This is a genomic window from Mesorhizobium sp. P2_A12 (assembly GCF_056405075.1).
The window spans coordinates 31,454-53,684 of sequence record NZ_JBFUCU010000002.1 but is presented as its reverse complement, the minus strand read 5'-3'; the positions used below and the strand labels follow the sequence as shown (position 1 = coordinate 53,684).

Genomic DNA, 22,231 nt, shown 5'->3' with positions numbered 1-22,231 from the left:
TTTTTGGTCTGCCCTTCGTGGTGTTGCAACGCCGAGCCTGATGGCCAGCACGCGCACCGTCAAAGTGCATTGAACCGGAGTTTTCCTCCGGCAAGACCAGAGAAATCAAAATGGCCCTGATCAGCCTCAAATCCCTCGGCGTCACCATGAGTGTGCCGCTCTTTGCCAATCTCGACCTCACCATCGGCTCCGGCGATCGGCTCGGCATCGTTGCCGCCAATGGCCGCGGCAAGTCGACCTTGCTGAAATGCCTGACCGGCGAGATGGAGCCGACCTTTGGCGACATCACCCGCACGCGCGGCCTGCGCGTCGGCCATGTCGAACAGTCCGTTGCATCAGCCCTTCTCGACCGTACGTTCCACCAGGTGGTGGCCGATGCCTTGCCGCCCGAGCAGGCCGAAAGCGAGATGTGGCGCGTCGACGTCGTTCTCGATTCGCTCGACGTGCCGGAGCCGATGCGCGAACGGCAAATGCAGGCGCTGAGCGGCGGCTGGCAGCGGCTGGCCGTGATCGCCCGCGTCTGGGTCACCGATCCGGATGTACTGCTGCTCGACGAGCCGACCAACCATCTCGACCTGGCCAGGATCAGCCAGCTCGAAACCTGGCTGAACACGCTGCCGCGCGAGGTGCCCGTCGTCATCGCCAGCCATGACCGCGCCTTCCTCGACGCCACCACCAACCGGACGCTGTTCCTGCGCCCGGAACAATCGCCGGTGTTTGCCCTGCCCTACTCGCGCGCCAGGCAGGCGCTCGACGACGTCGACGCCTCGACCGAGCGCAAGTTCCAGCGCGACATGAAGGTGGCGCAGCAATTGCGCCGGCAGGCCGCCAAGCTCAACAACATCGGCATCAATTCGGGCAGTGACTTGCTGACGGTCAAGACCAAGCAGCTCAATCAGCGCGCCGAGCGCCTGGAAGAGGCGGCTGCCCCGGCGCATCGCGAGAAATCGGCTGGCGCGATCAAGCTCGCCAATCGGGGCACCCACGCCAAGGTGTTGATCACGCTCGACGATGCGGCTGTCGAAACACCGGACGGCACGTTGCTGTTCAGGACCGGCAAGCGCCATATCTGCCAGGGCGATCGCATTGTCCTGCTCGGCCGCAACGGCGTCGGCAAGTCGCGCTTCGTAACCCTGATCCGCAACGCCATCCTAGAGCCAGAGACGGTGCACAACGTGAAGGTGACGCCGTCGACCGTGCTTGGCTACAGCGACCAGTCGCTGTCGGGCATCGGCGGCGACGACACGCCGCTGGCGATGGTCTCACGCCGTTACGATGTCGGCGAACAGCGCGCCCGCTCGCTGCTCGCCGGCGCCGGCGTCGGCATCGATATGCAGGAGCGCCGGATTGGCGTGCTGTCCGGCGGTCAGAAGGCGCGGCTGATGATGCTGGCGCTCAGGCTCGCCAACCCCAATTTCTATCTGCTCGACGAGCCGACCAACCATCTCGACATAGACGGCCAGGAAGCGCTGGAAGCGGAGCTGCTGGCGCATCAGGCAAGCTGCGTGCTCGCTTCGCATGACCGCTCCTTCATCCGCGCCATTGGCAACCGCTTCTGGCTGATCGAGAAACGGCGGCTGACCGAAGTCGAGGATCCCGAGGATTTCTTCCGCTCGGTGGCCGAACTAGTCGGCTGAGGGCGACGTATCGAGCGCGATTCCTGGTCCGTTTTGAAGGGCACTATGCCTGTAAATTATTTGCTTACAGACTCTTGATGTATGTAAGCAATCTGTTTACATGCATCATGATCAAGTCGTTCAAGAGCAAGGCGCTGTCGGACCTCTTTCAAACCGGAAAAACCGGCAAGATCGATGCAAAGATGCACAAGCGCATTCTTGTCCGGCTTGACCGCCTGGAAGCTTCAGAAAAGCCGGAGGAGATGAATCTCCCTGGCTTCGACCTCCACCCGCTGAAAGGCTTCGACCCCATCCGCTACACGGTCCACGTCAATGGCCCGTGGTGCATTACGTTTGAATTCGACGGCAAGGACGCCGCCCGCGTCGATTTGGAGCAATATCACTGAGGCGGCCAGATTGGAGAAGTTCGACTTATGACCGTGCACGAGCCGACGCGTCCGATTGAGCGTTGCCCCTCCCACCCGGGAGCGCTGCTTGAGGACATTATCCCGGCAACTGGAAAGACCAAGGTGGAAATTGCAAATCTGCTCGGGATCTCCCGGCAGCAACTCTACGACATCATCCGCGAAAAGAAGCCGGTTTCGCCGGTTGTGGCCGCCCGCCTTGGGAAGCTGTTCGGCGACGGCGCCGCGATCTGGCTTCGGATGCAGGCGGCTTTCGACGCCTGGCATGCGGAGCGCGAAGTTGATGTTTCGGCGATCCCGACGCTCAAGGTTGCGTAGGTCCGGCTGACGAAATCTTCTTCGACCAAATCTGGTGCCGCGAAAAAATTCCGGCGATCTGTCGGGTCGCTTCAGCCCGCCACGTCCTTGGGATGCCGACACGATGATGCCGGCTTCAAGCAAGGAGAATGCATCATGTTCAACCTGTCATCCATCGGTCGCATAGCGACCCGTTACGCCGCAGCCCGCGCCCGCTGCCGCTCCGAGCGCGAACTGCTTTCTTTGCCGATCGAATTGCGCAAGGACATCGGCTTTCCGGAACTCTTCGACGCGCAGAACAGCCGCCGCGCAGCCACCTTCTCGGCCAAGGTCATATGACCGCGACCAGCCTGCCTCTGCCACTGTCGCTCAACTCCGCCGATTGCCCGGTTTGTCCGGGCCCGGCCTTCGAGAAAAATTTCGCGGCCCTGTAGGATTGCCGTCACCTCATGCGTCCTATGGTTCGCAAGGCCAAGCCAAACGCAAAGAGGAGCAAGACATGACTGACCAGACCCCCGTTCAGCCCGCGCCGAAAGTGCTCGGCGGATTGACCCCCTATCTGCAGGTGGACGGAGCCTTCAAGGCCGCTGAATTCTACAAGAAGGCTTTCGGTGCCGAGCAGGTATTTGCCTATCCGCCGGATGAAAAAGGCCGCACCATGCACATCCATCTCTACATCAATGGCTCGACGCTGATGCTGGGCGACGCCTACCCCGAGCACGGCCACCCGCATCAAAACCCGCAGGGCTACACAATGCAGCTGCATCTCCAGGACGACACCATCGAAAGCTGGTGGCAGCGCGCAATCGACGCCGGCTGCGAAGAAGTGGTGCCGCTGCAGGTGATGTTCTGGGGCGACCGTTGGGGCCAGTTGCGTGACCCCTTTGGTGTTGCCTGGGCGATGAACGCCCCGGTGAAGTAAATCTTCTCATCGAGCGGCAACGCTTTGCCGCTGGCAAGAGATGATGCGCTCACCTGCGCCGGGTCGCATCCCTGCCGGCCCGGCGCCCGATTTTCAGCAAGAGGAATATGCCATGTCCTATGTCGATGGTTTCGTGCTTGCCGTGCCAAAGGCCAAACTCGACGACTACAAGAGGCTGGCCAACCTCGCAGGCCCCATATGGATGGAACACGGTGCGCTCGCCTATGTCGAGTGTATCGGCGACGACGTGCCCTATGGCGAGGTCACCTCGTTTCCGCGTGCCGTTCAGGCAACTGACGACGAGATCGTCGTCTTCGCCTGGGCAGCCTATGAATCCAGGCAAAGCCGAGACGCGGTGATGGCCAAGGTGATGGCCGACCCGCGTTTGACACCCGATTGGGGGCCCATGCCGTTCGATATGAAGCGCATGATCTTCGGCGGCTTCCGGCCCTTCATCGAGCTTTGAGCAACTGAGCCCCCATCGCTTCGTCATCCTATGGCGGAGCAAGGAGCGAAGCGATGCGGCGCAGACCATAGGATCCATGCCGTTACGTTAAAGCATTGAAAACGATGAAGAATTCCGCTCCGCTGCATCCTCGATCGAGGTCCCGGAATGGATCCTCGGGTCTTCGCGACGCCGCTTCGCGGCTGCTCCGCCCGTGGATGACGAAGCTGGGGGTTAATCTGCCACCCGCGCGCTAATCCAATCTATCCAGCAGCGGCTTGAGCCTATCGCCATAACGCTTCCACAGATCGACCGAGCCCTGATACATCGGCTGGCGCACCTGCGCGGCGGATGCCGTACGCACCGGCCGGTCGGTCTCGTGGAACGACAGCACCGCATCGTTCCACGGCAGGCCGAGATGGGCGATCAGCGCCCGTGTCTGCCCTTCCTGGTCGGCGACGAAATCCTCGTAGCGCACATCATGCACCACCCCAGGTAGCACGGCATGCCAGTGCGCCATGATGTCGCTGTAGAGGTTGTGGAAATCGGCAAGTTCGCCGAGGTCGTAGCCGTAGCGATGGCTGTCGCCGCGGAAATGCACCTTGTAGATCGAAAGGCATGTCGCCGCCGCGTCGCGGGCGCAATGGACGATCTTGGCTTTCGGCAACATCATATGGAGGAAGCCGATGAGCAGGAAATTGCCCGGCATCTTGTCTGTGACATGCTTGAAGCCGGGATAGCGGGCGTGCAGCATGTCGAGATAGGCTTCGCCGGCCTCGGCGAAAGCCTTGTCGGGCATATCGGCGATGCCGGCCGGAAAGCCGCCCTTCATGGTCAGCGGAAATTGCTTGCCTACCGCCGTCTTCAGGATGCCGAGCTCGCCGGCGCCATAGACTTGGGGATGGCTTGCGATGATCTGCTCGATCAGCGTCGTACCGGAGCGCGGCATGCCGACGACGAAGATCGGCGTGTCGTCGACAATCGAGCTGGGCCTGTGCTTCTCGAAGAAGCCGGCATCGAAGGTTGCCTTCATGGCCTCGAATTCGGCGCGCGTCCTGGCCGCATCGTAGTTGATGCCCTTGCGGCGGATCGCATTGCCTTCGGCGAAATAGTCGAAGGCCCTGCCATAATCCTTCAGATCGTCATTGGCCTTGCCGAGGCCGAAAGACAGCTGCATGCGCGCCAGGCTATCCTGCGGCGCCTTGGTATGCTGAGCCTCCATGCTGGTCAGTTCGCTGTCACGCTCCTTCTGGCGCTTGACCTGCGTCAGCATCAGCCAGGCCCTGGCCATGCCGGGGTCGACCGCCAGCGCCTGCCGAAACAGGTCGGCGGCCTCGTCGAGCTTGCCCTTTTCCATCAGCCCGACGCCCAGCCCGTGCAGCAGGTCTGCGTCCTTCGGCCGGATGGTCAGCGCCTCGCGGAAGACGGCAAGCGCCTCGTCCAGACGTCCGGCTTCTTGCAGCGTTTCGGCAAGTCCGATGCGGGCGCGGACATGGAAGGGATTGCGAGCGACCGTGCCGCGATAGATGTCTTCGGCCTCCTCGAACTGGCCGAGCTGCTTCAGCGACGAGCCAAGATTGTCGCGCGCCGCGAGTTGGTCCGGCCGGATATCCACCGCACCGCGAAAGAAATCGATGGCAGCTGCGATGCGGCCGAGATCGCGCATCACCGTACCGAAATTGTTGAGGAAATCAGGATTTGCGGGCTGCAGGCTCACCGACTGTTCGATGAGATCGAGCCCCTCTTCGCTGCGCCCGGTCTGGTGAAGCAGCAGGCCAAGGAAATGCGCCGCGGCAGCGTGATTGGGCTTGCGCGCCAGTACTTGACGGTAAAGCGCCTCGGCTTCCTGCCGTCGCCCGGCCTGGTGCAGCTGCAGGGCCTGCTGCACATACTGGTCCAGCCCCAGCGGTGGCTGTCCTCCAGCGCCAGATCTGGCTCCCGCGCCCGCCGCTCTTCTCTGATCTCTGTTAATGGGAAACCTGCCGTGTTTTTCCGCCGGCCGCGATCTAAAGCAATTCCAGGAAAGGTATGAAACGGTCTTCCGTCCGGAATTGCGCCAAACAAGGAGATAGAGCGGTTCGGCGTTTCAGTGAAACGATGAACCGATCTAGGCCATCAGCGCTTCAGGTTCAAGGCTCGCTTGGTGTCCGTCAGCGTAGAAGCGATCAAATCAGCCGGTTGGTCTCCGCGACCTGCCTGGCACGCCGGAGCGTTCCATCGGTATCGGCTACCCTTCGCCTTGCCGCTTCGTCACTTCTGACGGTCAGCCGCGGCGACAGGATGGGCCTTGCCATCGCTGGTTTGACCAATGGCCCGATCGGAACTGTGGCTCCTGCCGATGTTGTTTCGGAGATCATGAGGTCTCGTCCTTTCATACATAAATAAACTGAAAATACCGGGAGAAATGTTCCCGCCTCTCTTCAAACAATTTTTGAAATCGCCGGGTTTGTATCATCATTTTTCTGAAAGTTACAGCGAGCAATTTTTTGAACGCAATCCGATTTTATTTTATATCGCCTTGATTAAATTGCGGCAAAGGCCTACATCTACAGGATCGCTTTGGGTAGAATTGGCACCTTGCGGCGTCAGAGCTTCACGACCCGCCAATCTCATTCCAAATCACCGATACTGGCCGCGTTTCGCGACCGCTTCTCACCCCTCGAAAGACCGACATGAACACCGGAACCGTAAAGTTCTACAATGGCCAGAAGGGCTTCGGCTTCATTCAGCCGACCGATGGCGGCAAGGACGTTTTCGTCCATGTCAGCGCGCTGGAGCGCGCCGGCTTTCCTGGCCTCGCCGAAGGCCAGAAGCTGCAGTTCGAGTTGGAGCGTGACACCAAGGGCCGCGAATCGGCCGCCAATTTGCAATTGATCTGATCCGGCCGAATTCGATGAACCCTGACCACGGATGTACTGGCAGCTCTCGAAAGCGGCTTATTTCCAGCGATTGCCGGAAATAGGAAAGCGGGGCTCGTCCCCGCTTTTTTGCTTTTCAGGGCCGTTGCGGAAGCATCAAGGCACGACAATGACCGATCGCACCACCCACTCCATCGCCCATTTCGCGGCACCCTTCGTGCTCGGCGGACTGGAAGGACAACTGCCGGCCGGCGACTACGATATCGATCACGACGAAGAGGTGATCGAGGGCATGTCGCGGCTTGCCTGGCGCCGCGTCGCCACCTTCATCCATCTGCCGGCAAGGGCAGTGAAAAATCCGACCACCAGCCAGCTTGTCGCCATCGATTACCTCGAACTCGAAACAGCGCTGAAGCGCGACAGGGAGAATGCAGCATGATCCGTTTCCAGCAGAATGCGCGCCCGCGCACCGACACGCCCTCGCACCAGTTTGCGATCGGTCAGACTGTCCGCATGAAGAGCCGCACCGGCCTCGTCCAGAAAACCGCGGAACTGTTCCAGATCAAGAGCAGGCTGCCGGTCAAGGACGGCTCGCCGCAATACCGCATCCGCAGCGAGCAGGAGACCCATGAGCGGGTCACCACGGAAGACAATCTCGAACCGGCCGACAACCCGGTTGTCACTGACAACCCGGTTGTTGCTGATCATCCGGTCGTCTGAGCGCCCAGCAAAGCCACGCCAACACGCAACAGGAGCACGACATGTCCAAGGGTCAACAGCGAAGCAATCGCGAGGCGCGCAAGCCGAAGAAGGACAAGGTCGTGGCCAAGCCAGCCGCCCCGTTCGGCTCGTCGGTCAAGCAGGCCGAGAGTAGCCTGAAGCCGAAGTCGAAGGGCTGACAGCCCAGGGGCGCCTCGTGCGTCGCTCGTCGCCCACGTTGTGAGGCGACGGACTGACACGACGCGCTTGCGCAACACACCCCGCATACGGAGGCGCGCTTGAACTTCGTCATCGAGTTCTACCGGTCGCGCGACGCCGACGAAGCCACGCTCGACAAGGTATCGCTGGAAGCGCCGAACCTGCGCGCCGCCCTCCAGGGCGCCACCGCGCTGTTCCACACGCTGGCCATGCCGCAAATCCCCGATCGCCTGCGCATTTCCGACGAAGACGGCAGCGAGCTTTACGCTGGCCCGGCCGACGGGGCGTATCCGGCGGAGGTATGAGCGAACGCCTCGGTTTTCCCTTCCCTTTGTGGGAAAAAGCTAAACACGCCCAGTTCCCTTCAGCACGGTCCGCCGTCGATGACGCGATAGTCCGCGGCGCGGGCTTCGCAGGCATTGGGGAAGGTGCGCAGTTCGCCATGCCGGCGCGCGCACACTGGAGCATATTCGCGGGTGCAGAACGTCTGCTCTTCGCCACCGCCGCCGCCACCGCCACCGCCGCCGTCGCGGCACGGACCGTCGCGCACGATGCGGTAGCCGGCCCGGTCGGCAAGGCAGGCATTGGCAAAGGTCTGCCGGTCGCCGCCGCGCCGGGCGCAGACCGGCTCGTACTGCCTGCTGCAATACTGCGGTTCGGGCCGTGGCGGACGCGGACGCGGCCCTGGTCCCTCATCGACGACGACAGTGCAGGCGGCAAGAATTGCCGACAGGAACAGGATGGCAAAACCTTGCCGCGAAAAGACTCTCGCCAGAAACTTCATGTTGATCTCTCCCTCGATCCCGTCCCGGGAAGACGATCCTTGCCATTCCATTGCCAAATGCAACCCCCGTTTGCAGCCTCCCGCCGGAAACGACGCGCGGAGCCATGTCACCCATCAGCCCCGTCCCGCTGGCGGCCACGACATCTGGCCCATTCGTGGCCGCGCTCTGGGCCGATGACCCGGCCGGCAACCAAGCCTATGTCGAGCCGCATCGATGCTCAGGTCAGTCGATCCATGCGTCGGGATGCGCCCATTGTGGCGGCCCGCGGCGCTATCTTGCAACCTTCACGTTTCCGTGCGATAAATTCCGTGTTCGGGCATTTGCGACCCGGAGAGCGGAACGTTTTGGACGACCTTTCCCCGATACTGTGAATCTCTGACGGCCCCGTTTTCGGCGGGGGGTTTGACCATGCGCCAATGCATGACTGCCGAAGCAACCACCGGGACTTGCCCATTGCGCCAGGCGGCGGGCAGGACCCACCAGACTGAACGGGTGAAGGAGTTTCCCCAATGGCCCAGACCGGCACCGTTAAATTCTTCAACGCGACCAAAGGCTTCGGTTTCATCACGCCCGATGGCGGCGCCAAGGATGTATTCGTCCATATTTCCGCGATCGAGGCCTCCGGCCTGCGCACGCTCGTCGACGGCCAGAAGGTCACCTTCGACGTCGAGCCGGATCGCATGGGCAAGGGCCCCAAGGCCGTCAACCTCCGCGCTGCCTGAGCCATCGGCACGCCGTGCGTCTCTGACGCATGACGGAGGCTCCAATGCCTGAACCTGGCTTGGAGAGGGATTTGAATTTGAAAGGCGCGGCGGTTTTCGTCGCGCCTTTTTCGTGCCGCGAGTTCTGCCCATGCCTGTCGCTCAAGAGTGCGCACTGGTTTCGAAGCAACGACGTTCATAAAAACAAAGACTTAAAAGTGCGTCGTCTGAGCCCCTTCAAACGCGACGCGCTTTAGGGGCCCCAAAAACTTTCTCTTGCCGATGGCGCTAAAATAAAGGACAAATTTCCATTCGGGCATTTGCCGGCCCGAGACTGGACTTTATGGGACCAAAGGAGCTTCCCATGCCGCAGACCGGCACCGTCAAATTCTTCAACCATGCCAAAGGCTTCGGCTTCATCACGCCCGATGATGGCGCGAAGGATGTTTTCGTGCATATTTCAGCCGTGCAGGCGTCGGGCCTTCCTGGTCTTGAGGATGGCCAGAAAGTGTCCTTCGATACGGAACCGGACAAGCGTGGCAAGGGCCCAAAGGCCGTCAACCTGTCGGTTGGCTGAACCGGCTCCAGACCGGCGACGGCTGAATAGCCCCGTTCCCTGCAGGGGTCTTTGACGCATGTTTTGATATTGCGCGTCGAAATCCGTTCAGCCCCCGTTCAGCCATGGTCGTATATTAGTCTTTGGTAAAGCCGGACTGCATCCCCCGAAACTTGCGCGGGCCGGTACGAAGGAGACCGACATGAATCGAATTTTCAAGACCGCTGTCCTGTCCGCTGCCGTGGTCGCCACCACGTTCGCGACCTTGCCCGCTGCCAACGCGGATGAGTGGCGCCATCACGGCCATCATGGCAACGGCGATGCAATCGCCGCCGGCGTCCTCGGACTCGCGGCCGGCGCGCTGATCGGTGGTGCGTTGGCCAATGACCAGCCCCGGCCCTATGCTGACCGCTACTACGATGACGGTTACTACGAGCGTGACGTCGTGGTCCGCCCGGCACCGGTGCGCCGCTACTATGCAGAACCGAGGGTCGTCTACAATGAAGGCTACGCTCAGCCCTGGACGCGTGACTGGTACGACTATTGCTCGGACCGCTACCGTACCTTCAATGCCCGCACCGGCACGTTCACCGGCAATGACGGCGAACAGCATTTCTGCACGGCGAACTAAGACCAAGGGCTTCCCTGCCCCAAACAAAAGCGCCGACCGCAAGGTCGGCGCTTTTTGTTTTGGCTCTACGATTTGACGCCCCGAAATGAGGCCCCCGCGGTGCGAATATCAGCACACCCTGGCTAAACCAGGAACGGGTTGGTGCGCCGCTCCTCGCCGAAGCGTCCGCCGGGACCATGGCCGCAGATGAAGCCAATGTCGTCGCCGAGCGGCAGGAGCTTGTCCTTGATCGAGGCGATCAGCGCCGCGTGGTCGCCGCCCGGCAGGTCGGTGCGGCCGACCGAGCCGCGAAACAGCACGTCGCCGACATGGGCGAACTTGGCCACGCGGTTGTAGTAGACGACATGGCCAGGCGCATGGCCGGGGCAATGCAACACCTCGAACACATGCGAGCCGAACGACACGGTCTCGCCTTCTGTCAGGAACCGGTCGGGCACGCAGTTGCGCGCGCCGGCGATACCGTACCGCCTGCCCTGGTTTTCCAGATTGTCGAGCAATGACTTGTCGGCCTCATGCGGGCCGATGATCTCGACGCCGAGCGCCTCCTTCAACTCCACGGCGCCGCCGGCATGGTCGATATGGCCATGCGTTATCCAGATCGCCCCGGCTGATATCGCGTTGTCCTTCAGCACCGCCAGCACCTTGTCGATGTCGCCGCCCGGATCGACGACGACACCCTGCTTGTCGTCCATGTCGAACAGGATGGTGCAATTCTGCTGGAACGGTGTGACCGGCACGATGCCGGCATTGAGCTGACCCATGATCGTCCTTTCGCTATTCCAGCGTGATGTAAAGGCGCGGGCGAAGGGCGTCCACCCCTCGACAGACGAACGGTCAGTCGCTCCGAAAACGAAAATGGGCGGCCGAAGCCGCCCATTTGAAACGCTTAGACCGAATAGCTTACTTCTTCATGGCACCCATGACTGCGCCGAGAATGCCGGTCAAGATCGCGCCGCCGCCGGCACCGCCGACGATGTTGTTGAGGTTCAGCGCGCTGCCGAGACCGCTCGTTGCTGCTGCCGCGGCCGCCGGATCGACCGCGCCGCCACCAAGCAGGCTGCCGAGGATCGCCGCACCGCCGACGCCGCCAATGGCTCCGCCCAGGATTTTGGGAAGCTGACCCAACGCCGCCGTCTTGAGCGCCGCACCGACCGCCTGACCACCGATGATACCCGTAATCACCTGTACAATGATCGGAAGAAGCGTGTTCATGTCCATAAGATTAGTCCCTCCATAGCTGCCAGCCTTCCGGGCCGACAGCATCATGAGACGCCGAATTGGACGAAAGTCAAATGCAGAAACGCTTAAATAAAAGGGGCGGCCTCAAAACCGCCCCTGCTTGCTCGAAAAGCTGTGACTTTCGTTATTCTGCCGCGATCGCGTGCTTGGGCTGAACCGCTGCAGAATAGTCATTCATAAGGTTCTTGGCGATTTCACCGACCTCGAATCGGTAAGGTCCGATCTCCGAAACCGGCGTTACTTCCGCTGCCGTCCCGGTCAGGAAGCACTGCTCGAAGCCCTCGAGTTCTTCCGGCATGATGGCGCGTTCGATCACTTCCAGACCGCGATCCTTGGCCAGGCCAATGACCGTGCGGCGGGTGATGCCGTCCAGGAAGCAGTCAGGCTTGGGCGTATGGATCTTGCCTTCCTTGACGAAGAAGATGTTGGCGCCGGTCGCTTCCGCGACCTGACCACGCCAGTCGAGCATCATGGCATCGGCATAGCCCTTGGCTTCGGCGGCGTGCTTGGACATGGTGCAGATCATGTAGAGGCCGGCGGCCTTCGACTTGGACGGCGCCGTGCGCGGGTCGGGCCGGCGCCATTCCGCCACGTCCAGGCGGATGCCTTTCAGCTTCTGCGCCGGATCGAAATAGCTCGGCCACTGCCAGATGGCGATGGCGCAGTTGATGCGGTTGTTCTGCGCTGAAACGCCCATCTGTTCACTGCCGCGCCAGGCGATCGGCCGGACATAGGCGTCCTGGAAACCCTGCTTCTTCAAAAGCGTGGTGGAAGCGTCGTTGAGCTCGGCCACCGAATAGGGAATCTTGAAACCGAGCAAGCGCGCCGATTCATGCAGGCGCTCGGTGTGTTCGTTGAGCTTGAAGATCTCACCGCCATAGGCGCGCTCGCCCTCGAAGACGGCGCTGGCGTAGTGCAGCCCATGGGTCAGCACGTGGATCTTGGCGTCACCCCATTGGACGAACGCGCCGTTCATCCAGATGAAGCCGTCCAGTTGATCGAAGGGAACGGATGCCATGGTAACCTCCCGCGGGCGGCAGCCCGCATAGTGTTGTATCGTTGTGTGTTTCGTGTCGGCCGCGCAAAGCGGCCTTTATGCTGGAGCGTAGGCGGATAATTGCGCTCTGGCAAACTCAGAAAGTTCCGGAAAAACCGGCCTCTCTTGCCTTTTCGTTCGCAATCCGCCCAAAAGCTTGTCAAAAATTACCATTGCAGGGAAATTACGTCAATAGTACTGACATAATCTCTCTTTCAAGCGGAGAAATGATGACGGATCGAAGCCACGCAGCCGGGAAACCGATCAGGACGGCGATCACCGACGAGGACGGCATCGACTTCGCCATCATCGAACTGCTTTTCTTCGCCTATCGGGACTTCACCTCCGATCCGGATCAGATCCTGGCCGATTATGGCTTCGGCCGAGCCCACCACCGGGTGCTGCATTTCGTCAACCGCAGGCCGGGCCTGACGGTTGCCGAACTGCTCGACGTGCTGAAGATCACCAAGCAGAGCCTGGCGCGGGTGCTCAAGCAATTGATCGACACCGACCATGTCGTGCAGTTGCAAGGCCCTCGTGACCGCCGCCAGCGCGAACTTTATCCGACAGCCAAGGGCCGCGCGCTGGCGCTGGCGCTGGCGCGGCCACAGTCGCGCCGCATCCATGCTGCATTGGGAGATTCCGGGATAACCGAACGGACCCTGGTTGAACGGTTCCTCGAAGCGATGGTCAATCCGGAGCTGAGAGCGCAGATCGACGTTGGGTCCGCAAAAATGTCAGGGAAAAGCCATGGAGAGCACTGAAAGGGTCGATCATGCGGCCGCACCGGACGACGACGCGCCGCATTTGCTCGTCGTCGACGACGACACCCGCATCCGCAATCTTCTCAAGCAGTATCTGACCGAAAACGGCTTTCGCGTCACCGTCGCCGGCAATGCCGGCGAAGCCCGGCGCAAGCTTGCCGGCCTCGACTTCGATCTTCTGATCCTCGACGTGATGATGCCCGGTGAAACGGGCGTCGACCTGACCAAGTCGCTGCGCGCCGAAAAGAACGTGCCGATCCTGATGCTGACGGCGCTGTCGGAAACCGATAGCCGCATCACCGGCCTCGAAGCCGGCGCCGACGACTATCTGCCGAAACCCTTCGATCCGCGCGAGCTGATCCTGCGCATCAACAACATCCTGCGCCGCGGCGGTCCGGCGACAACGCCGAAGGTCGAGCAACTGGTCTTCGGCCCTTACACGTTCCAGATAGCCAGGCGCGAATTGAAGCGCGGCGGCGAGGCGCTGAAGCTGACAGACCGCGAGCAGGAGATCCTGGCGATCTTCGCCGCGCGAGCAGGTGAGACGATCCCCCGCCACGAGCTTGTCGGCGACGATTCGGAAGTCGGCGAGCGCACCATCGACGTCCAGATCAACCGGCTGCGCCGCAAGATCGAGCGCGATCCGTCCAATCCGGTGTGGCTGCAGACCGTGCGCGGTATTGGGTATCGGCTCAGTGTGGAATAGCGGTTTCGCTACTAAGCATTTTCAATAACTTGCAGCTAAAACTGTCAAACCAAGCAGCCTGGTTTGACAGTTTTTGTTCCTGCTCCGTGCTCGGCGATGGAATTGATCGCCTCATGCGCAAGGCGCATCTGATCTACGGCCTCCGTGTAGCGAACGATCTCATCGAGCTTTTTGTGACCGGTGATCGCCTTGTTCTGGTGCGGCGTGCAGCCTGCTTGGGCAAGGCGTCGACTACATGCCTTCCTTAGACCATGCGGCGAAAGGCCCATAGCACCGCTTGCTAGATCCTCGCGCAGCCCAGCCTCGCGGACACAGACCCGGAACCAGTTAGTGAAAGACTCGGGCTGGAAGGGCTTGTCGTATTGCGTCAGGAGATACGTGAGGTTGTCCTGTGGCCGGGCATCGAGCGTGCCCTTGAGGTATGCATGGAGCGGGATCGAGACGGCCGTGCCCGTCTTCTGCTGCCTAATGGAAAGGACATCGTTCTTGACGTGCTGCCTACCCATGCCAATCACATCCGAACGCCGCTGGCCAGTGAACAGCAGGAGATCAAGGGCAAGCCGGGCACGGGTGCCCTCTGGGTGCGCCGCGTAGAACGCGACAATGTCCTCCTCCTCCCAAGTGATGAATCCGCCCGACTTGATTTTCAAGCGCCGTATACGGATCGTCGGATCATCCTTTCGCATCCCCATATCGATGGCTCGCCCCATCAGGAGCTTCATCATCTTCAGCAGTTCGTTGGCCGCGCCTGGGTGTCCAGCCTTCTTGTCCATCATCTTGAGGACATGGTTGCGCTCAAGCTTGGCGACCGAAGCAGTGCCATAGGTAAGGCGAAGGCGTTCGAGGGCGTTCCGATATGTCTTTTGACTCGCCTTGGCTAGATTTCTGAAATCTGCGCTGCCGTAGTAGGAAAGGATCAGTGCCTCAAATGTGCCGGGCTGTATGCGATCGGCACCGATCATAGTCGTTGGCGCGGCCCTGCCCGCTTCCCATGCATTTAGGGCCGCGCTGTAGGCATCCATGAACTCCGTCGAGTATGGAAGACCTGGCAGCGTGGTGTTCGAGTGTCTGAAATAGCGCCGCGACCGGCCGGTTCGATCGATGAAGGCTTTGACATGCTTGGGCAGCTTACACTTCATTGAACAAGCCGATCCCACTCGTTGTCGGTATCCTGAGAGTCGGAAATCCCGCTCAGGCAGTCAACCGCCCGCTCGAGTGCGCGGACATCCCAGCGCTTTACGCCAGGAAGCGGTAATGGCGGTGGCATGATGCCGGCCCGCACCAACTTGTCGAAATAGCCGACGCTAGCCCCCACGAAGCTGGCGGCTTCGGGACGGCCAAAGATGCGGCGGTCCGATGGCGGCAAGGCGTGTATAAGCCCGCAGGTGATCATCATGGCAGAATGCTCCTTCTACCTAACGATATAGCACTATCTCTGCCGTGAACTGAAAATGGGAACCGTAGAAGCCAACTTCAGGTTACGGTGAGGTAGTAGCAATACTGGTTAGCCAAAACTCACAGATCGGGCCCAGCGACCATCCTCTTGGTGGGCATCGCTTGACAGCAGGGACGAAGTTGCACCCATGATTAGCGGTTAAATGATAGGCTGCGCCCGGAAGCGGCGCTGCGATCTGTTCCATCAGGCGATGCGACCAATCGCCCGGGTGCGCATAATGTGGGTTCTCCCACTTGGGTCCATCCGACCGACGGGCGCTTGATGACCAACACCTTTGTATCATTGCTTCAACTTCAATGACGCCAGATACCTAGAATAGAGCATCTGAGGAAAGTCCTCGAATCCGGGATGCCCGTCCCCACCTTGAGGAGCCGAAGATGTCCGTAACCGTTTGGTCCACGTTCTCCCGCCACTTCCGCCGACTGGCGGCCGGCCTCGCCGCCAGCCTGGTGCTGGGCGCTCTGCCGGCGCACGCGCTCACGCCCTTCCCGGCAGACTTCCACAGCTCGCGGGTGGTAAACGCCGACGCGACGATCAACGTCCGCGTCGGTGGCCACGGGCCTGCGGTCGTGCTGATCCACGGCTTCGGCGAAACCGGCGACATGTGGTCGCCGATGGCAGCTGCGCTCGCGAAGGACCACACCGTTGTCGTGCCCGACCTGCGCGGCATGGGCCTTTCCTCGCACCCTGCCGGCGGCTACGACAAGTGGACGCAAGCTGGCGACATCCGCGCCGTCCTCGACAAGCTCGACATCGACCGCGCCGACATTGTGGGCCACGACATCGGCGTGATGGTCGCCTATGCCTACGCGGCGCGCTATCCCGACAAGACAACCCGCCTGGTCGTAATAGACTCGCCGGTGCCCGGCATCCCGCCGTGGGACAAGATTGTGCGACTGCCTGCGTTGTGGCACTTCAACTTCGGTGGCCCGGACGCCGAGCGCCTGGTCGCCGGCCGCGAGCGCATCTACCTCGACCGCTTCTGGAACGAGTTCGCCGGCGATCCGTCGAAGATCGACAAGGCGACCCGCCGCCACTACACCGCGCTCTACGCCAGGCCCGGCGCGATGCATTCCGCGTTCGCCCAGTTCCTCGCAATCGACCAGAAGGACGCGGCCGACAACCTCAGGGCTATGGAGACGAAGCTGACGATGCCCGTGCTCGCCATTGGCGCCGAGAAGGCCTTCGGCGCCAATGTAGCGATCCAGATGCGCAACGCGGCGACGAACGTGCAGGAAGTCATCGTGCCGAACGCCGGCCACTGGCTGATGGACGAAGCGCCTACGGCGACGATCGCCGCCGTGAAGGACTTCCTCGCAGCACACTAAGTCCGGTAACGCGCCTTCGCTCGGGCCACAGCCCCGCTGCGGGGGCTGGGTCCAACCGGCGCCGCAGCCCCCCCGCTAGCAATGGGATTTGCCGTGACTTCTGGCCGCTCCGTGCGGATCCAGGTCACCGTTTGAGAGTAACATATGAGCACGCCGCCAAACATCGAACACGTCACCGCACATTCTGACAGTCACGTTCTGCACTGGCTCGCAAACGACACTCGCGACGAGCGCTTCCTTGACAATATTTTCGCTGAACTGTGTCTCCGGCTCCAGCGAGCGGGCATTCCGGTCAAGCGGGCGACGCTTTATGTCATGATCCTCCACCCGCAATGGATCGGCTCCCGGATCATGTGGGCCGACGGCATGCGCGAGGCCGAACTTAGGAGGGTCGACTACGATGTCAGGGAGCTTCCCGAATTCACCGGCAGTCCCGCCAACGAAATCAACGACGGGGCTTCCGAGGTGCGCGAGAATCTGGAGCGTGATCCCGCGCTCGGCCGCAAGCACGCCGTCTACGACGGGTTGCGGGCAAAAGGCCTCACCGACTATGTGGCATGGCCGCTGTACCATACGCTCGGCAAGCGGCATATGGTGGCTTTTGCAACAGATCGGCCCGGGGGTTTCGACGACGCGGATGTCGCCACCCTGTTGAAACTGTTGCCGGTTCTGGCGCTGGTCAGCGAAATCCGTATGAAGAACCGGCTGGCGCAGACGCTGCTCGAAACCTACGTTGGGGCGCGTTCCGGTGAACTCGTTCTGGCTGGAGCCACCAGGCGTGGGAGCGGGACAACGATACGCGCCGCTATCATGATCTGCGATCTGCGTGACTTCACCCGGATCTCCGATAACTGGCCGCGCGATGACGTGATTGATCTTCTGAACGACTATTTCGACGCGATGTCGGAGCCGATTGCGCGCCATGGCGGGGAAATTCTGAAATTCATCGGCGACGGTCTGCTCGCCATTTTTCCGCTCAGCGATCCGTCCGCCTGTGCAAATCTGCTGCATGCCGTCGCCGAAGCCCGTCAGGCAATCGTGGCCTTGAACGAAAGGAACCGCCAGACCGGTCGTGTGTCGCTGAACTACGGCACCGGTGTCCACGTCGGAGACGTCATGTACGGCAATATCGGGTCGCGCACCCGCCTCGACTTCACGGTCATCGGTCCGGCGGTCAACATGGCTTCGCGTCTCGAAACCCTCACCAAACAACTGGGGCGAACGGTGCTGCTGTCCCGCGCGTTCGCCGACTTGGTCAACAGCGATTTCGACCTCGAACGCGTCGGCGAATATCCGGTACGCGGCTTCAGCGACCCAATCGAGCTGTTTGCGTATCACGGGTGATGGGGGAGGTGCCCGCTCTTCCGCGCTTGACATGTGTGCGCGAGAGGGTTAGTTATACGTATCATTAATACGTATGAACGGCGAATTTCCTGGGATCTCGCGCCACTCAAAAGGATGTTGCCCGAGCGGCCGGCGTCTCCCAAGCCACGGTTTCGATCGTGCTCAGCGGCGCCAGCGCCTCGATCCCGCAAGAGACTTGGGATCGAATCACTAAAGCAGCCAAGGACCTTGGATATGTCCCAAACCGCTTTGCACAAGCGCTCAAGACCAGCAGATCCATGACTGTCGCGTGTATCGTCCCGGATATCACCAATCCGTTTTATCCTGCATTGATCAGAGGGATTCAGTCCGTTACGGACGAGGTCAACTACGACCTAATAGCCGTCAATACCGATGGTCTGGTGGAGCGTGAGCGTCACTTTCTCGACTGGGCCCGGCAAGGTCGTGTCGATGGCGTCATCGGTGTCTTCTTCACCCTTCGAGCAACGGACTTCAGACCCTTGGCTGAAGCCGGCGTACCGGTTGTTCGCATCGAATCCTCGCGCAAGGTCGGAGGAAACATTCCGGTTGACGACATTTTCGTGGACAGCCAGTTGGCGGCCTTGGCGGCCACCGAGCAGTTGATTCAACAGGGGCATCGTCGGATCGCCATGGTTGCTGGTCGGCGAGGTCCCCAACTTCAGCGCATCGAAGGCTACCGCGCCGCTCTCGCAAAGGCGGGGTACGAAGAGCATGTCGTGATCGATGAAGAATTTTCCGAACGCGGTGGAACACGTGCGACGGAAGCAATTCTTGCCGGCGCTTTCGCCCCGACCGCCATCTTTGCAGCGAACGATCTCATGGCGATCGGTGCAATGCACGCACTTCGAGAGCGCGGCATCGAGATCCCTCGCGACATTGCGGTCGTCGGGTTCGACGACATCCCGGCCGCGAGGCTGGTCACGCCGTCCCTCACCACTGTGGCGCAGTTTCAGTGGCAGATGGGCGAGCTTGCCGCGCAAACGCTGATGGAGCGGCTGCGTGGCGCTAAAACCGGACCGGGTACCGCGATGGAAATGCCATTCAACCTAATCCAGCGTGGCTCGACAAAGGCCTGCTGATAACAAGTGGAGGAACCAAACATGAAGCGTCGCACTCTCTTGAAGGCCGGGCTTGGTCTGGCGAGCATTCCGCTAATGCCTCGCCTAGGATTTGCCGCCGATCAGAAGCAGATCAGCTTCTGGTACGAATCGGCGTCTCCGGAAAATCAGGAAGCGCTCCAGAAGCTTCTGGTCGAACCGTTCAACGCCGCCCATCCCGATCAACTTCTCAGTGTCGATGTCCGCGGCTCCGATCTCGATAAGCAGTTGCGGGTCGCGATGCTCTCGGGGACCGGTCCCGACGTCGTCTTCACCGCAGGCCCAAGCTATGTCGCAGCCATGGCGGAAGCGGGACAGCTTCTGGCACTAGACGACTATGCGGACAAGCTTGGCTGGAATAAGCGCGTGCTGCCGCTTTTCCTCGATCTCGGACGCAATGATGGCAAGCTCTACGCTCTCGCCAAGACCTACGAGACACTGGGCCTCTTCTACAACAAGACGCTCTTTGCGGCCAACAAATGGAAGGCGCCGACGACGATAGCCGAACTCGAGGCCCTGGCTGACGAAATGAAGGGCAAGAACATGGTTCCCTTCGCCGCTGGCAATGCCGACTGGCGCCCGGCCAACGAGTGGCATTTCTCAATCGCTGTCAACTCCATTGCGGGACCCCAAAACGTCTTCAAGGCGCTGACCGGCGCCATCCCGTGGACAGATCCCGCGTTCGTTGCCGCAATCGACAAATTGGCGCACTGGTGGGACAAAGGCTACTATGGCGAAAACTACTTCTCGCTGACCCTTGAGCAGAGTTTTGCGCAGCTCGCGACGGGCCAGGCGGGCATCGCGCCCACCGGGACCTGGAGCTTTACCAACGTCCCGACCTATTTCCCGCCCGCCAATGCAGAACCGGCATTTGTCGGCTTCCCTAGCGCCTCAGGCGATCCGATATTCCCATTGGGCATCGGCTCTACCCTTTCGGTCAACGCCAAGTCGGCCAACCCCGATGGCGCGGCCGCCGTCCTCGACTACATGCTTTCCGATAAATTCTACAGCGAGATGAATTCCGTCTGGCAGGGTGAGTGGAACCTGCCGTTGGCGGATCTTTCGAAGGTCAAGCTCGCCGACAACGTGCTGCCGCTCTACACCGAAACGATGAAGCAGCTTGCGGCCGCGGTCGGCGCTGGCAACTACGGCTACACGACCTGGACGTTCCTTCCGCCGGCCACCGACACCTACCTTGTCAGCGGCATGGAGGAAGTCTGGCTCAAGAAAACCTCCACGGCCGACTTCCTGAAGAAGCTCGATGAGACGTTCAAGAAGGAGAAGGATGAAGGCAAGGTGCCGACCATCCCGCCGCGCAGCTGACGTGAAGGGCAGTCGGGCGGCGCGACTTCGCGCCGTCACTTTCTCAGCAGGAGGCTCCATGCATCGGCTCTATGTCGTCCCAACGATGATTATCAACGCCGTTATCGTTTTCATCCCGGCGCTGCTGACGGTTGTGCTGGCGTTCTTCCAATGGGACGGGATATCGGCCCCCACCTTCGCGGGCTTTGACAATTTCCGTGCATTGGCGGCGGATCGGGTCTTCTGGACATCCCTCGGCAACAACATCATCTGGACATTAGTCTTCCTGACAATTCCGATCGTAATGGGCCTGCTTGCGGCATCGATGCTGCTCATTGCCCGTCGCGGCAGCAACTTCTTCCAGGTCGTCTATTTTTTGCCCGTCGTAATCGCGACGGCTATTACCGCGCGCGTCTGGCAGGGCATGATCTACAGCCCGGTAACCGGGGTGTTTGGCATTCTGAAAAAGTACGGACTTGCCATTCCCAACCCCCTTACCCAGCCGGCGGTTTCGCTGCTCGGTGTGGCGACTGTCGATCTATGGCATTGGTGGGGTTTTCTGTGCGTCATCTTTTTCGCCGCCCTTCGTCAGGTCCCGCAGGAACAGATCGAGGCAGCGCGAATTGAGGGCGCGACGTATTTTCAGATGATGCGCTATGTGCTGTTGCCCGGCATCTGGCCGACCATCACCTTGATGATGATCATGACCGTGATCTGGTCATTCCTTGCCTTCGACTTCGTCTACATCATGACACAGGGCGGGCCGGCCTTCTCAAGCGAACTGATGTCGACGCTGGCCTACCGCAAGGCATTCTATGACCTAAATGTCGGACAGGCCGCGGCAGCCGCCCTCGTCATTAGCTTCTTTGGTCTCGTCGGCACCTATTTCTACGTCCGCATTCAGACGCGAGAGGGCGAACAATGAGCCTTGTCGAAAGCCGCCTGACGCTGACCATATCCTACGCTCTGCTCGGCGTATTCGCCTTCATTGCGCTGTTTCCGATCGCACTGCTGATCTTGAACTCGCTGAAGCCAGCCGCGCAGATCGTCCAGAATCCCCTGGCGCTGCCAGAGACGATCCGCTGGCAGAACTTCACCAACGCGTGGAGCCACGCGAGATTCTCAACGACGTTTCTGAACTCCATTGTCATCACCGGGACGACGATAGTTCTGGTCTGCACGACGTCGTCGCTGACGGCGTACGTGCTGGCAAGACGCAAAATCAAGTCGTGGAAGATCATCACTTTCTATCTTCTTGCCACCACCACGGCGCCCATCCAGCTCTATATCTTCCCGCTCTATTTCGGCTTCGCAAAGCTCGGGTTGATAAACAGCATCTTCGGCGTCGCGCTGATCTACACCGCGCTTTACAGCCCCTTCGCGGTGATGTTGCTGAGAACCTATTTCATCGCCGTTCCGAAGGAGCTCGAGGAGGCCGCGATCGTCGACGGCGCCACGCACTGGCAGGTCTTTTGGCGGGTCATGCTGCCGATCGTTTCTCCTGGGATCCTGACCGTGGCGCTGATCATCGGTCTCAATTCCTGGAACGAGTTCCTTATCGCCACCACGTTCCTGCAGAAGCAGGAAAACGTCACCGCCGTCATCGCCTTCTATCTGCTCTCTGGCCAGTACAGTTCCGACTGGGGAGAGATCATGGCCGCGGCCCTCATCATCGTTGTTCCAGTCGTGGTGCTGTTTGTCGCCATGCAGAAGCGATTCATTGAGGGCATGGCGGGTGGGTCGGTCAAGGGCTGAGCAGGCACCTGTGGGTCACATGGAGTAAA

The 22,231-nt window shown here is 60.7% G+C and carries 30 protein-coding genes; 23 read left to right on the top strand and 7 right to left on the bottom strand.

Going from position 1 to position 22,231, the window contains the following annotated elements:
* The first annotated feature begins 110 nt into the window (after window positions 1-110).
* The 6 genes from AC1DZU_RS05075 to AC1DZU_RS05050 all read left to right on the top strand — a co-directional run bounded on the left by AC1DZU_RS05075 (window position 111) and on the right by AC1DZU_RS05050 (window position 3,726).
* Window positions 111-1,637: an ABC-F family ATP-binding cassette domain-containing protein gene (locus tag AC1DZU_RS05075; RefSeq protein ID WP_477282344.1), complete on the top strand. Its 1,527-nt coding sequence runs from the start codon at window positions 111-113 to the stop codon at window positions 1,635-1,637.
* A gap of 107 nt (window positions 1,638-1,744) precedes the next feature.
* The gene (locus AC1DZU_RS05070; RefSeq protein WP_477282342.1) at window positions 1,745-2,023 is read left to right on the top strand and encodes a type II toxin-antitoxin system RelE/ParE family toxin; all 279 of its coding nucleotides are present in this window, start codon (window positions 1,745-1,747) and stop codon (window positions 2,021-2,023) included.
* A gap of 27 nt (window positions 2,024-2,050) precedes the next feature.
* Window positions 2,051-2,359, top strand: coding sequence for a HigA family addiction module antitoxin (locus AC1DZU_RS05065; RefSeq protein ID WP_184874639.1), 309 nt, complete (start codon window positions 2,051-2,053; stop codon window positions 2,357-2,359).
* A 135-nt stretch (window positions 2,360-2,494) separates the two neighbouring features.
* Window positions 2,495-2,677 carry a hypothetical protein gene (locus AC1DZU_RS05060; RefSeq protein WP_477282340.1) on the top strand — a complete coding sequence of 61 codons (183 nt, stop codon included), beginning with the start codon at window positions 2,495-2,497 and terminating at the stop codon, window positions 2,675-2,677.
* Between the two features lie 160 nt (window positions 2,678-2,837).
* The gene (locus AC1DZU_RS05055) at window positions 2,838-3,260 is read left to right on the top strand and encodes a VOC family protein (protein ID WP_457153410.1); all 423 of its coding nucleotides are present in this window, start codon (window positions 2,838-2,840) and stop codon (window positions 3,258-3,260) included.
* 112 nt (window positions 3,261-3,372) lie between these two features.
* Window positions 3,373-3,726, top strand: a complete 354-nt coding sequence (locus AC1DZU_RS05050) for a DUF1428 domain-containing protein (protein WP_477282337.1) — start codon at window positions 3,373-3,375, stop codon at window positions 3,724-3,726.
* 232 nt (window positions 3,727-3,958) lie between these two features.
* Here the strand turns inward: AC1DZU_RS05050 and AC1DZU_RS05045 are convergent, their stop codons facing one another.
* Window positions 3,959-5,593, bottom strand: a complete 1,635-nt coding sequence (locus AC1DZU_RS05045; RefSeq protein ID WP_477282335.1) for a tetratricopeptide repeat-containing sulfotransferase family protein — start codon at window positions 5,591-5,593, stop codon at window positions 3,959-3,961.
* 784 nt (window positions 5,594-6,377) lie between these two features.
* Here AC1DZU_RS05045 and AC1DZU_RS05040 point away from each other — a divergent pair.
* The 5 genes from AC1DZU_RS05040 to AC1DZU_RS05020 all read left to right on the top strand — a co-directional run bounded on the left by AC1DZU_RS05040 (window position 6,378) and on the right by AC1DZU_RS05020 (window position 7,786).
* Entirely contained in the window at window positions 6,378-6,584 is a 207-nt protein-coding gene (locus tag AC1DZU_RS05040) for a cold-shock protein (RefSeq protein WP_023809797.1), read from the top strand.
* Between the two features lie 148 nt (window positions 6,585-6,732).
* Window positions 6,733-7,002, top strand: coding sequence for a hypothetical protein (locus AC1DZU_RS05035; RefSeq protein ID WP_095090880.1), 270 nt, complete (start codon window positions 6,733-6,735; stop codon window positions 7,000-7,002).
* Window positions 6,999-7,283 carry a hypothetical protein gene (locus AC1DZU_RS05030; RefSeq protein WP_477282332.1) on the top strand — a complete coding sequence of 95 codons (285 nt, stop codon included), beginning with the start codon at window positions 6,999-7,001 and terminating at the stop codon, window positions 7,281-7,283. The genes AC1DZU_RS05035 and AC1DZU_RS05030 overlap by 4 nt, the downstream gene beginning before the upstream one ends.
* Window positions 7,284-7,324: 41 nt before the next feature.
* The gene (locus tag AC1DZU_RS05025) at window positions 7,325-7,462 is read left to right on the top strand and encodes a hypothetical protein (RefSeq protein ID WP_477282330.1); all 138 of its coding nucleotides are present in this window, start codon (window positions 7,325-7,327) and stop codon (window positions 7,460-7,462) included.
* 99 nt (window positions 7,463-7,561) lie between these two features.
* Window positions 7,562-7,786, top strand: coding sequence for a hypothetical protein (locus AC1DZU_RS05020; RefSeq protein ID WP_095091701.1), 225 nt, complete (start codon window positions 7,562-7,564; stop codon window positions 7,784-7,786).
* Window positions 7,787-7,845: 59 nt separating this feature from the next.
* On the opposite strand, the gene AC1DZU_RS05015 is transcribed toward AC1DZU_RS05020, so the two are convergent.
* Window positions 7,846-8,265 carry a Kazal-type serine protease inhibitor family protein gene (locus tag AC1DZU_RS05015; RefSeq protein WP_477282328.1) on the bottom strand — a complete coding sequence of 140 codons (420 nt, stop codon included), beginning with the start codon at window positions 8,263-8,265 and terminating at the stop codon, window positions 7,846-7,848.
* 510 nt (window positions 8,266-8,775) lie between these two features.
* On the opposite strand from AC1DZU_RS05015, the gene AC1DZU_RS05010 reads away from it, so the two are divergent.
* The 4 genes from AC1DZU_RS05010 (at window position 8,776) to AC1DZU_RS04995 (ending at window position 10,154) form a co-directional block, all read left to right on the top strand.
* Entirely contained in the window at window positions 8,776-8,988 is a 213-nt protein-coding gene (locus tag AC1DZU_RS05010; RefSeq protein ID WP_006202520.1) for a cold-shock protein, read from the top strand.
* A 44-nt stretch (window positions 8,989-9,032) separates the two neighbouring features.
* Window positions 9,033-9,224, top strand: a complete 192-nt coding sequence (locus tag AC1DZU_RS05005; RefSeq protein WP_477282325.1) for a hypothetical protein — start codon at window positions 9,033-9,035, stop codon at window positions 9,222-9,224.
* A 107-nt stretch (window positions 9,225-9,331) separates the two neighbouring features.
* Complete coding sequence (locus AC1DZU_RS05000; RefSeq protein WP_013530020.1) at window positions 9,332-9,544, top strand: cold-shock protein; 213 nt, start codon at window positions 9,332-9,334, stop codon at window positions 9,542-9,544.
* A gap of 181 nt (window positions 9,545-9,725) precedes the next feature.
* Window positions 9,726-10,154 carry a BA14K family protein gene (locus AC1DZU_RS04995; protein WP_477282323.1) on the top strand — a complete coding sequence of 143 codons (429 nt, stop codon included), beginning with the start codon at window positions 9,726-9,728 and terminating at the stop codon, window positions 10,152-10,154.
* Between the two features lie 122 nt (window positions 10,155-10,276).
* On the opposite strand, the gene AC1DZU_RS04990 is transcribed toward AC1DZU_RS04995, so the two are convergent.
* The 3 genes from AC1DZU_RS04990 to AC1DZU_RS04980 form a co-directional block, all read right to left on the bottom strand.
* Window positions 10,277-10,915, bottom strand: coding sequence for an MBL fold metallo-hydrolase (locus tag AC1DZU_RS04990; RefSeq protein WP_477282321.1), 639 nt, complete (start codon window positions 10,913-10,915; stop codon window positions 10,277-10,279).
* A gap of 139 nt (window positions 10,916-11,054) precedes the next feature.
* Window positions 11,055-11,372, bottom strand: coding sequence for a hypothetical protein (locus tag AC1DZU_RS04985; protein WP_095091700.1), 318 nt, complete (start codon window positions 11,370-11,372; stop codon window positions 11,055-11,057).
* 145 nt (window positions 11,373-11,517) lie between these two features.
* Window positions 11,518-12,411, bottom strand: a complete 894-nt coding sequence (locus tag AC1DZU_RS04980; protein WP_379100864.1) for a branched-chain amino acid aminotransferase — start codon at window positions 12,409-12,411, stop codon at window positions 11,518-11,520.
* Window positions 12,412-12,659: 248 nt separating this feature from the next.
* Here AC1DZU_RS04980 and AC1DZU_RS04975 point away from each other — a divergent pair, with 248 nt between their 5' ends.
* Together AC1DZU_RS04975 and AC1DZU_RS04970 are read left to right on the top strand one after the other, a co-directional pair.
* Window positions 12,660-13,193, top strand: a complete 534-nt coding sequence (locus tag AC1DZU_RS04975) for a MarR family winged helix-turn-helix transcriptional regulator (protein WP_167392346.1) — start codon at window positions 12,660-12,662, stop codon at window positions 13,191-13,193.
* Entirely contained in the window at window positions 13,180-13,899 is a 720-nt protein-coding gene (locus tag AC1DZU_RS04970) for a response regulator (protein ID WP_095090873.1), read from the top strand. The genes AC1DZU_RS04975 and AC1DZU_RS04970 overlap by 14 nt, the downstream gene beginning before the upstream one ends.
* Window positions 13,900-13,943: 44 nt before the next feature.
* Here the strand turns inward: AC1DZU_RS04970 and AC1DZU_RS04965 are convergent, their stop codons facing one another.
* Entirely contained in the window at window positions 13,944-14,921 is a 978-nt protein-coding gene (locus AC1DZU_RS04965) for a tyrosine-type recombinase/integrase (RefSeq protein WP_477282319.1), read from the bottom strand.
* A 113-nt stretch (window positions 14,922-15,034) separates the two neighbouring features.
* Window positions 15,035-15,295, bottom strand: a complete 261-nt coding sequence (locus tag AC1DZU_RS04960; RefSeq protein ID WP_477282317.1) for an XRE family transcriptional regulator — start codon at window positions 15,293-15,295, stop codon at window positions 15,035-15,037.
* A gap of 437 nt (window positions 15,296-15,732) precedes the next feature.
* On the opposite strand from AC1DZU_RS04960, the gene AC1DZU_RS04955 reads away from it, so the two are divergent.
* From AC1DZU_RS04955 to AC1DZU_RS04930, 6 genes are all read left to right on the top strand, one after another.
* A complete protein-coding gene (locus tag AC1DZU_RS04955) occupies window positions 15,733-16,683 on the top strand; it encodes an alpha/beta fold hydrolase (protein WP_477282315.1) in 951 nt (316 codons plus the stop codon).
* Between the two features lie 144 nt (window positions 16,684-16,827).
* Window positions 16,828-18,027 (top strand): adenylate/guanylate cyclase domain-containing protein, encoded by a 1,200-nt coding sequence (locus tag AC1DZU_RS04950; protein WP_477282313.1) that lies wholly within the window; start codon window positions 16,828-16,830, stop codon window positions 18,025-18,027.
* Window positions 18,028-18,116: 89 nt separating this feature from the next.
* Window positions 18,117-19,127 (top strand): LacI family DNA-binding transcriptional regulator, encoded by a 1,011-nt coding sequence (locus AC1DZU_RS04945; protein WP_477283257.1) that lies wholly within the window; start codon window positions 18,117-18,119, stop codon window positions 19,125-19,127.
* Between the two features lie 21 nt (window positions 19,128-19,148).
* Window positions 19,149-20,468 carry an ABC transporter substrate-binding protein gene (locus tag AC1DZU_RS04940; protein ID WP_477282311.1) on the top strand — a complete coding sequence of 440 codons (1,320 nt, stop codon included), beginning with the start codon at window positions 19,149-19,151 and terminating at the stop codon, window positions 20,466-20,468.
* Between the two features lie 58 nt (window positions 20,469-20,526).
* Window positions 20,527-21,372 (top strand): carbohydrate ABC transporter permease, encoded by an 846-nt coding sequence (locus tag AC1DZU_RS04935; protein WP_477282309.1) that lies wholly within the window; start codon window positions 20,527-20,529, stop codon window positions 21,370-21,372.
* Window positions 21,369-22,202 carry a carbohydrate ABC transporter permease gene (locus AC1DZU_RS04930; protein ID WP_477282307.1) on the top strand — a complete coding sequence of 278 codons (834 nt, stop codon included), beginning with the start codon at window positions 21,369-21,371 and terminating at the stop codon, window positions 22,200-22,202. The genes AC1DZU_RS04935 and AC1DZU_RS04930 overlap by 4 nt, the downstream gene beginning before the upstream one ends.
* Window positions 22,203-22,231: the final 29 nt, after the last annotated feature.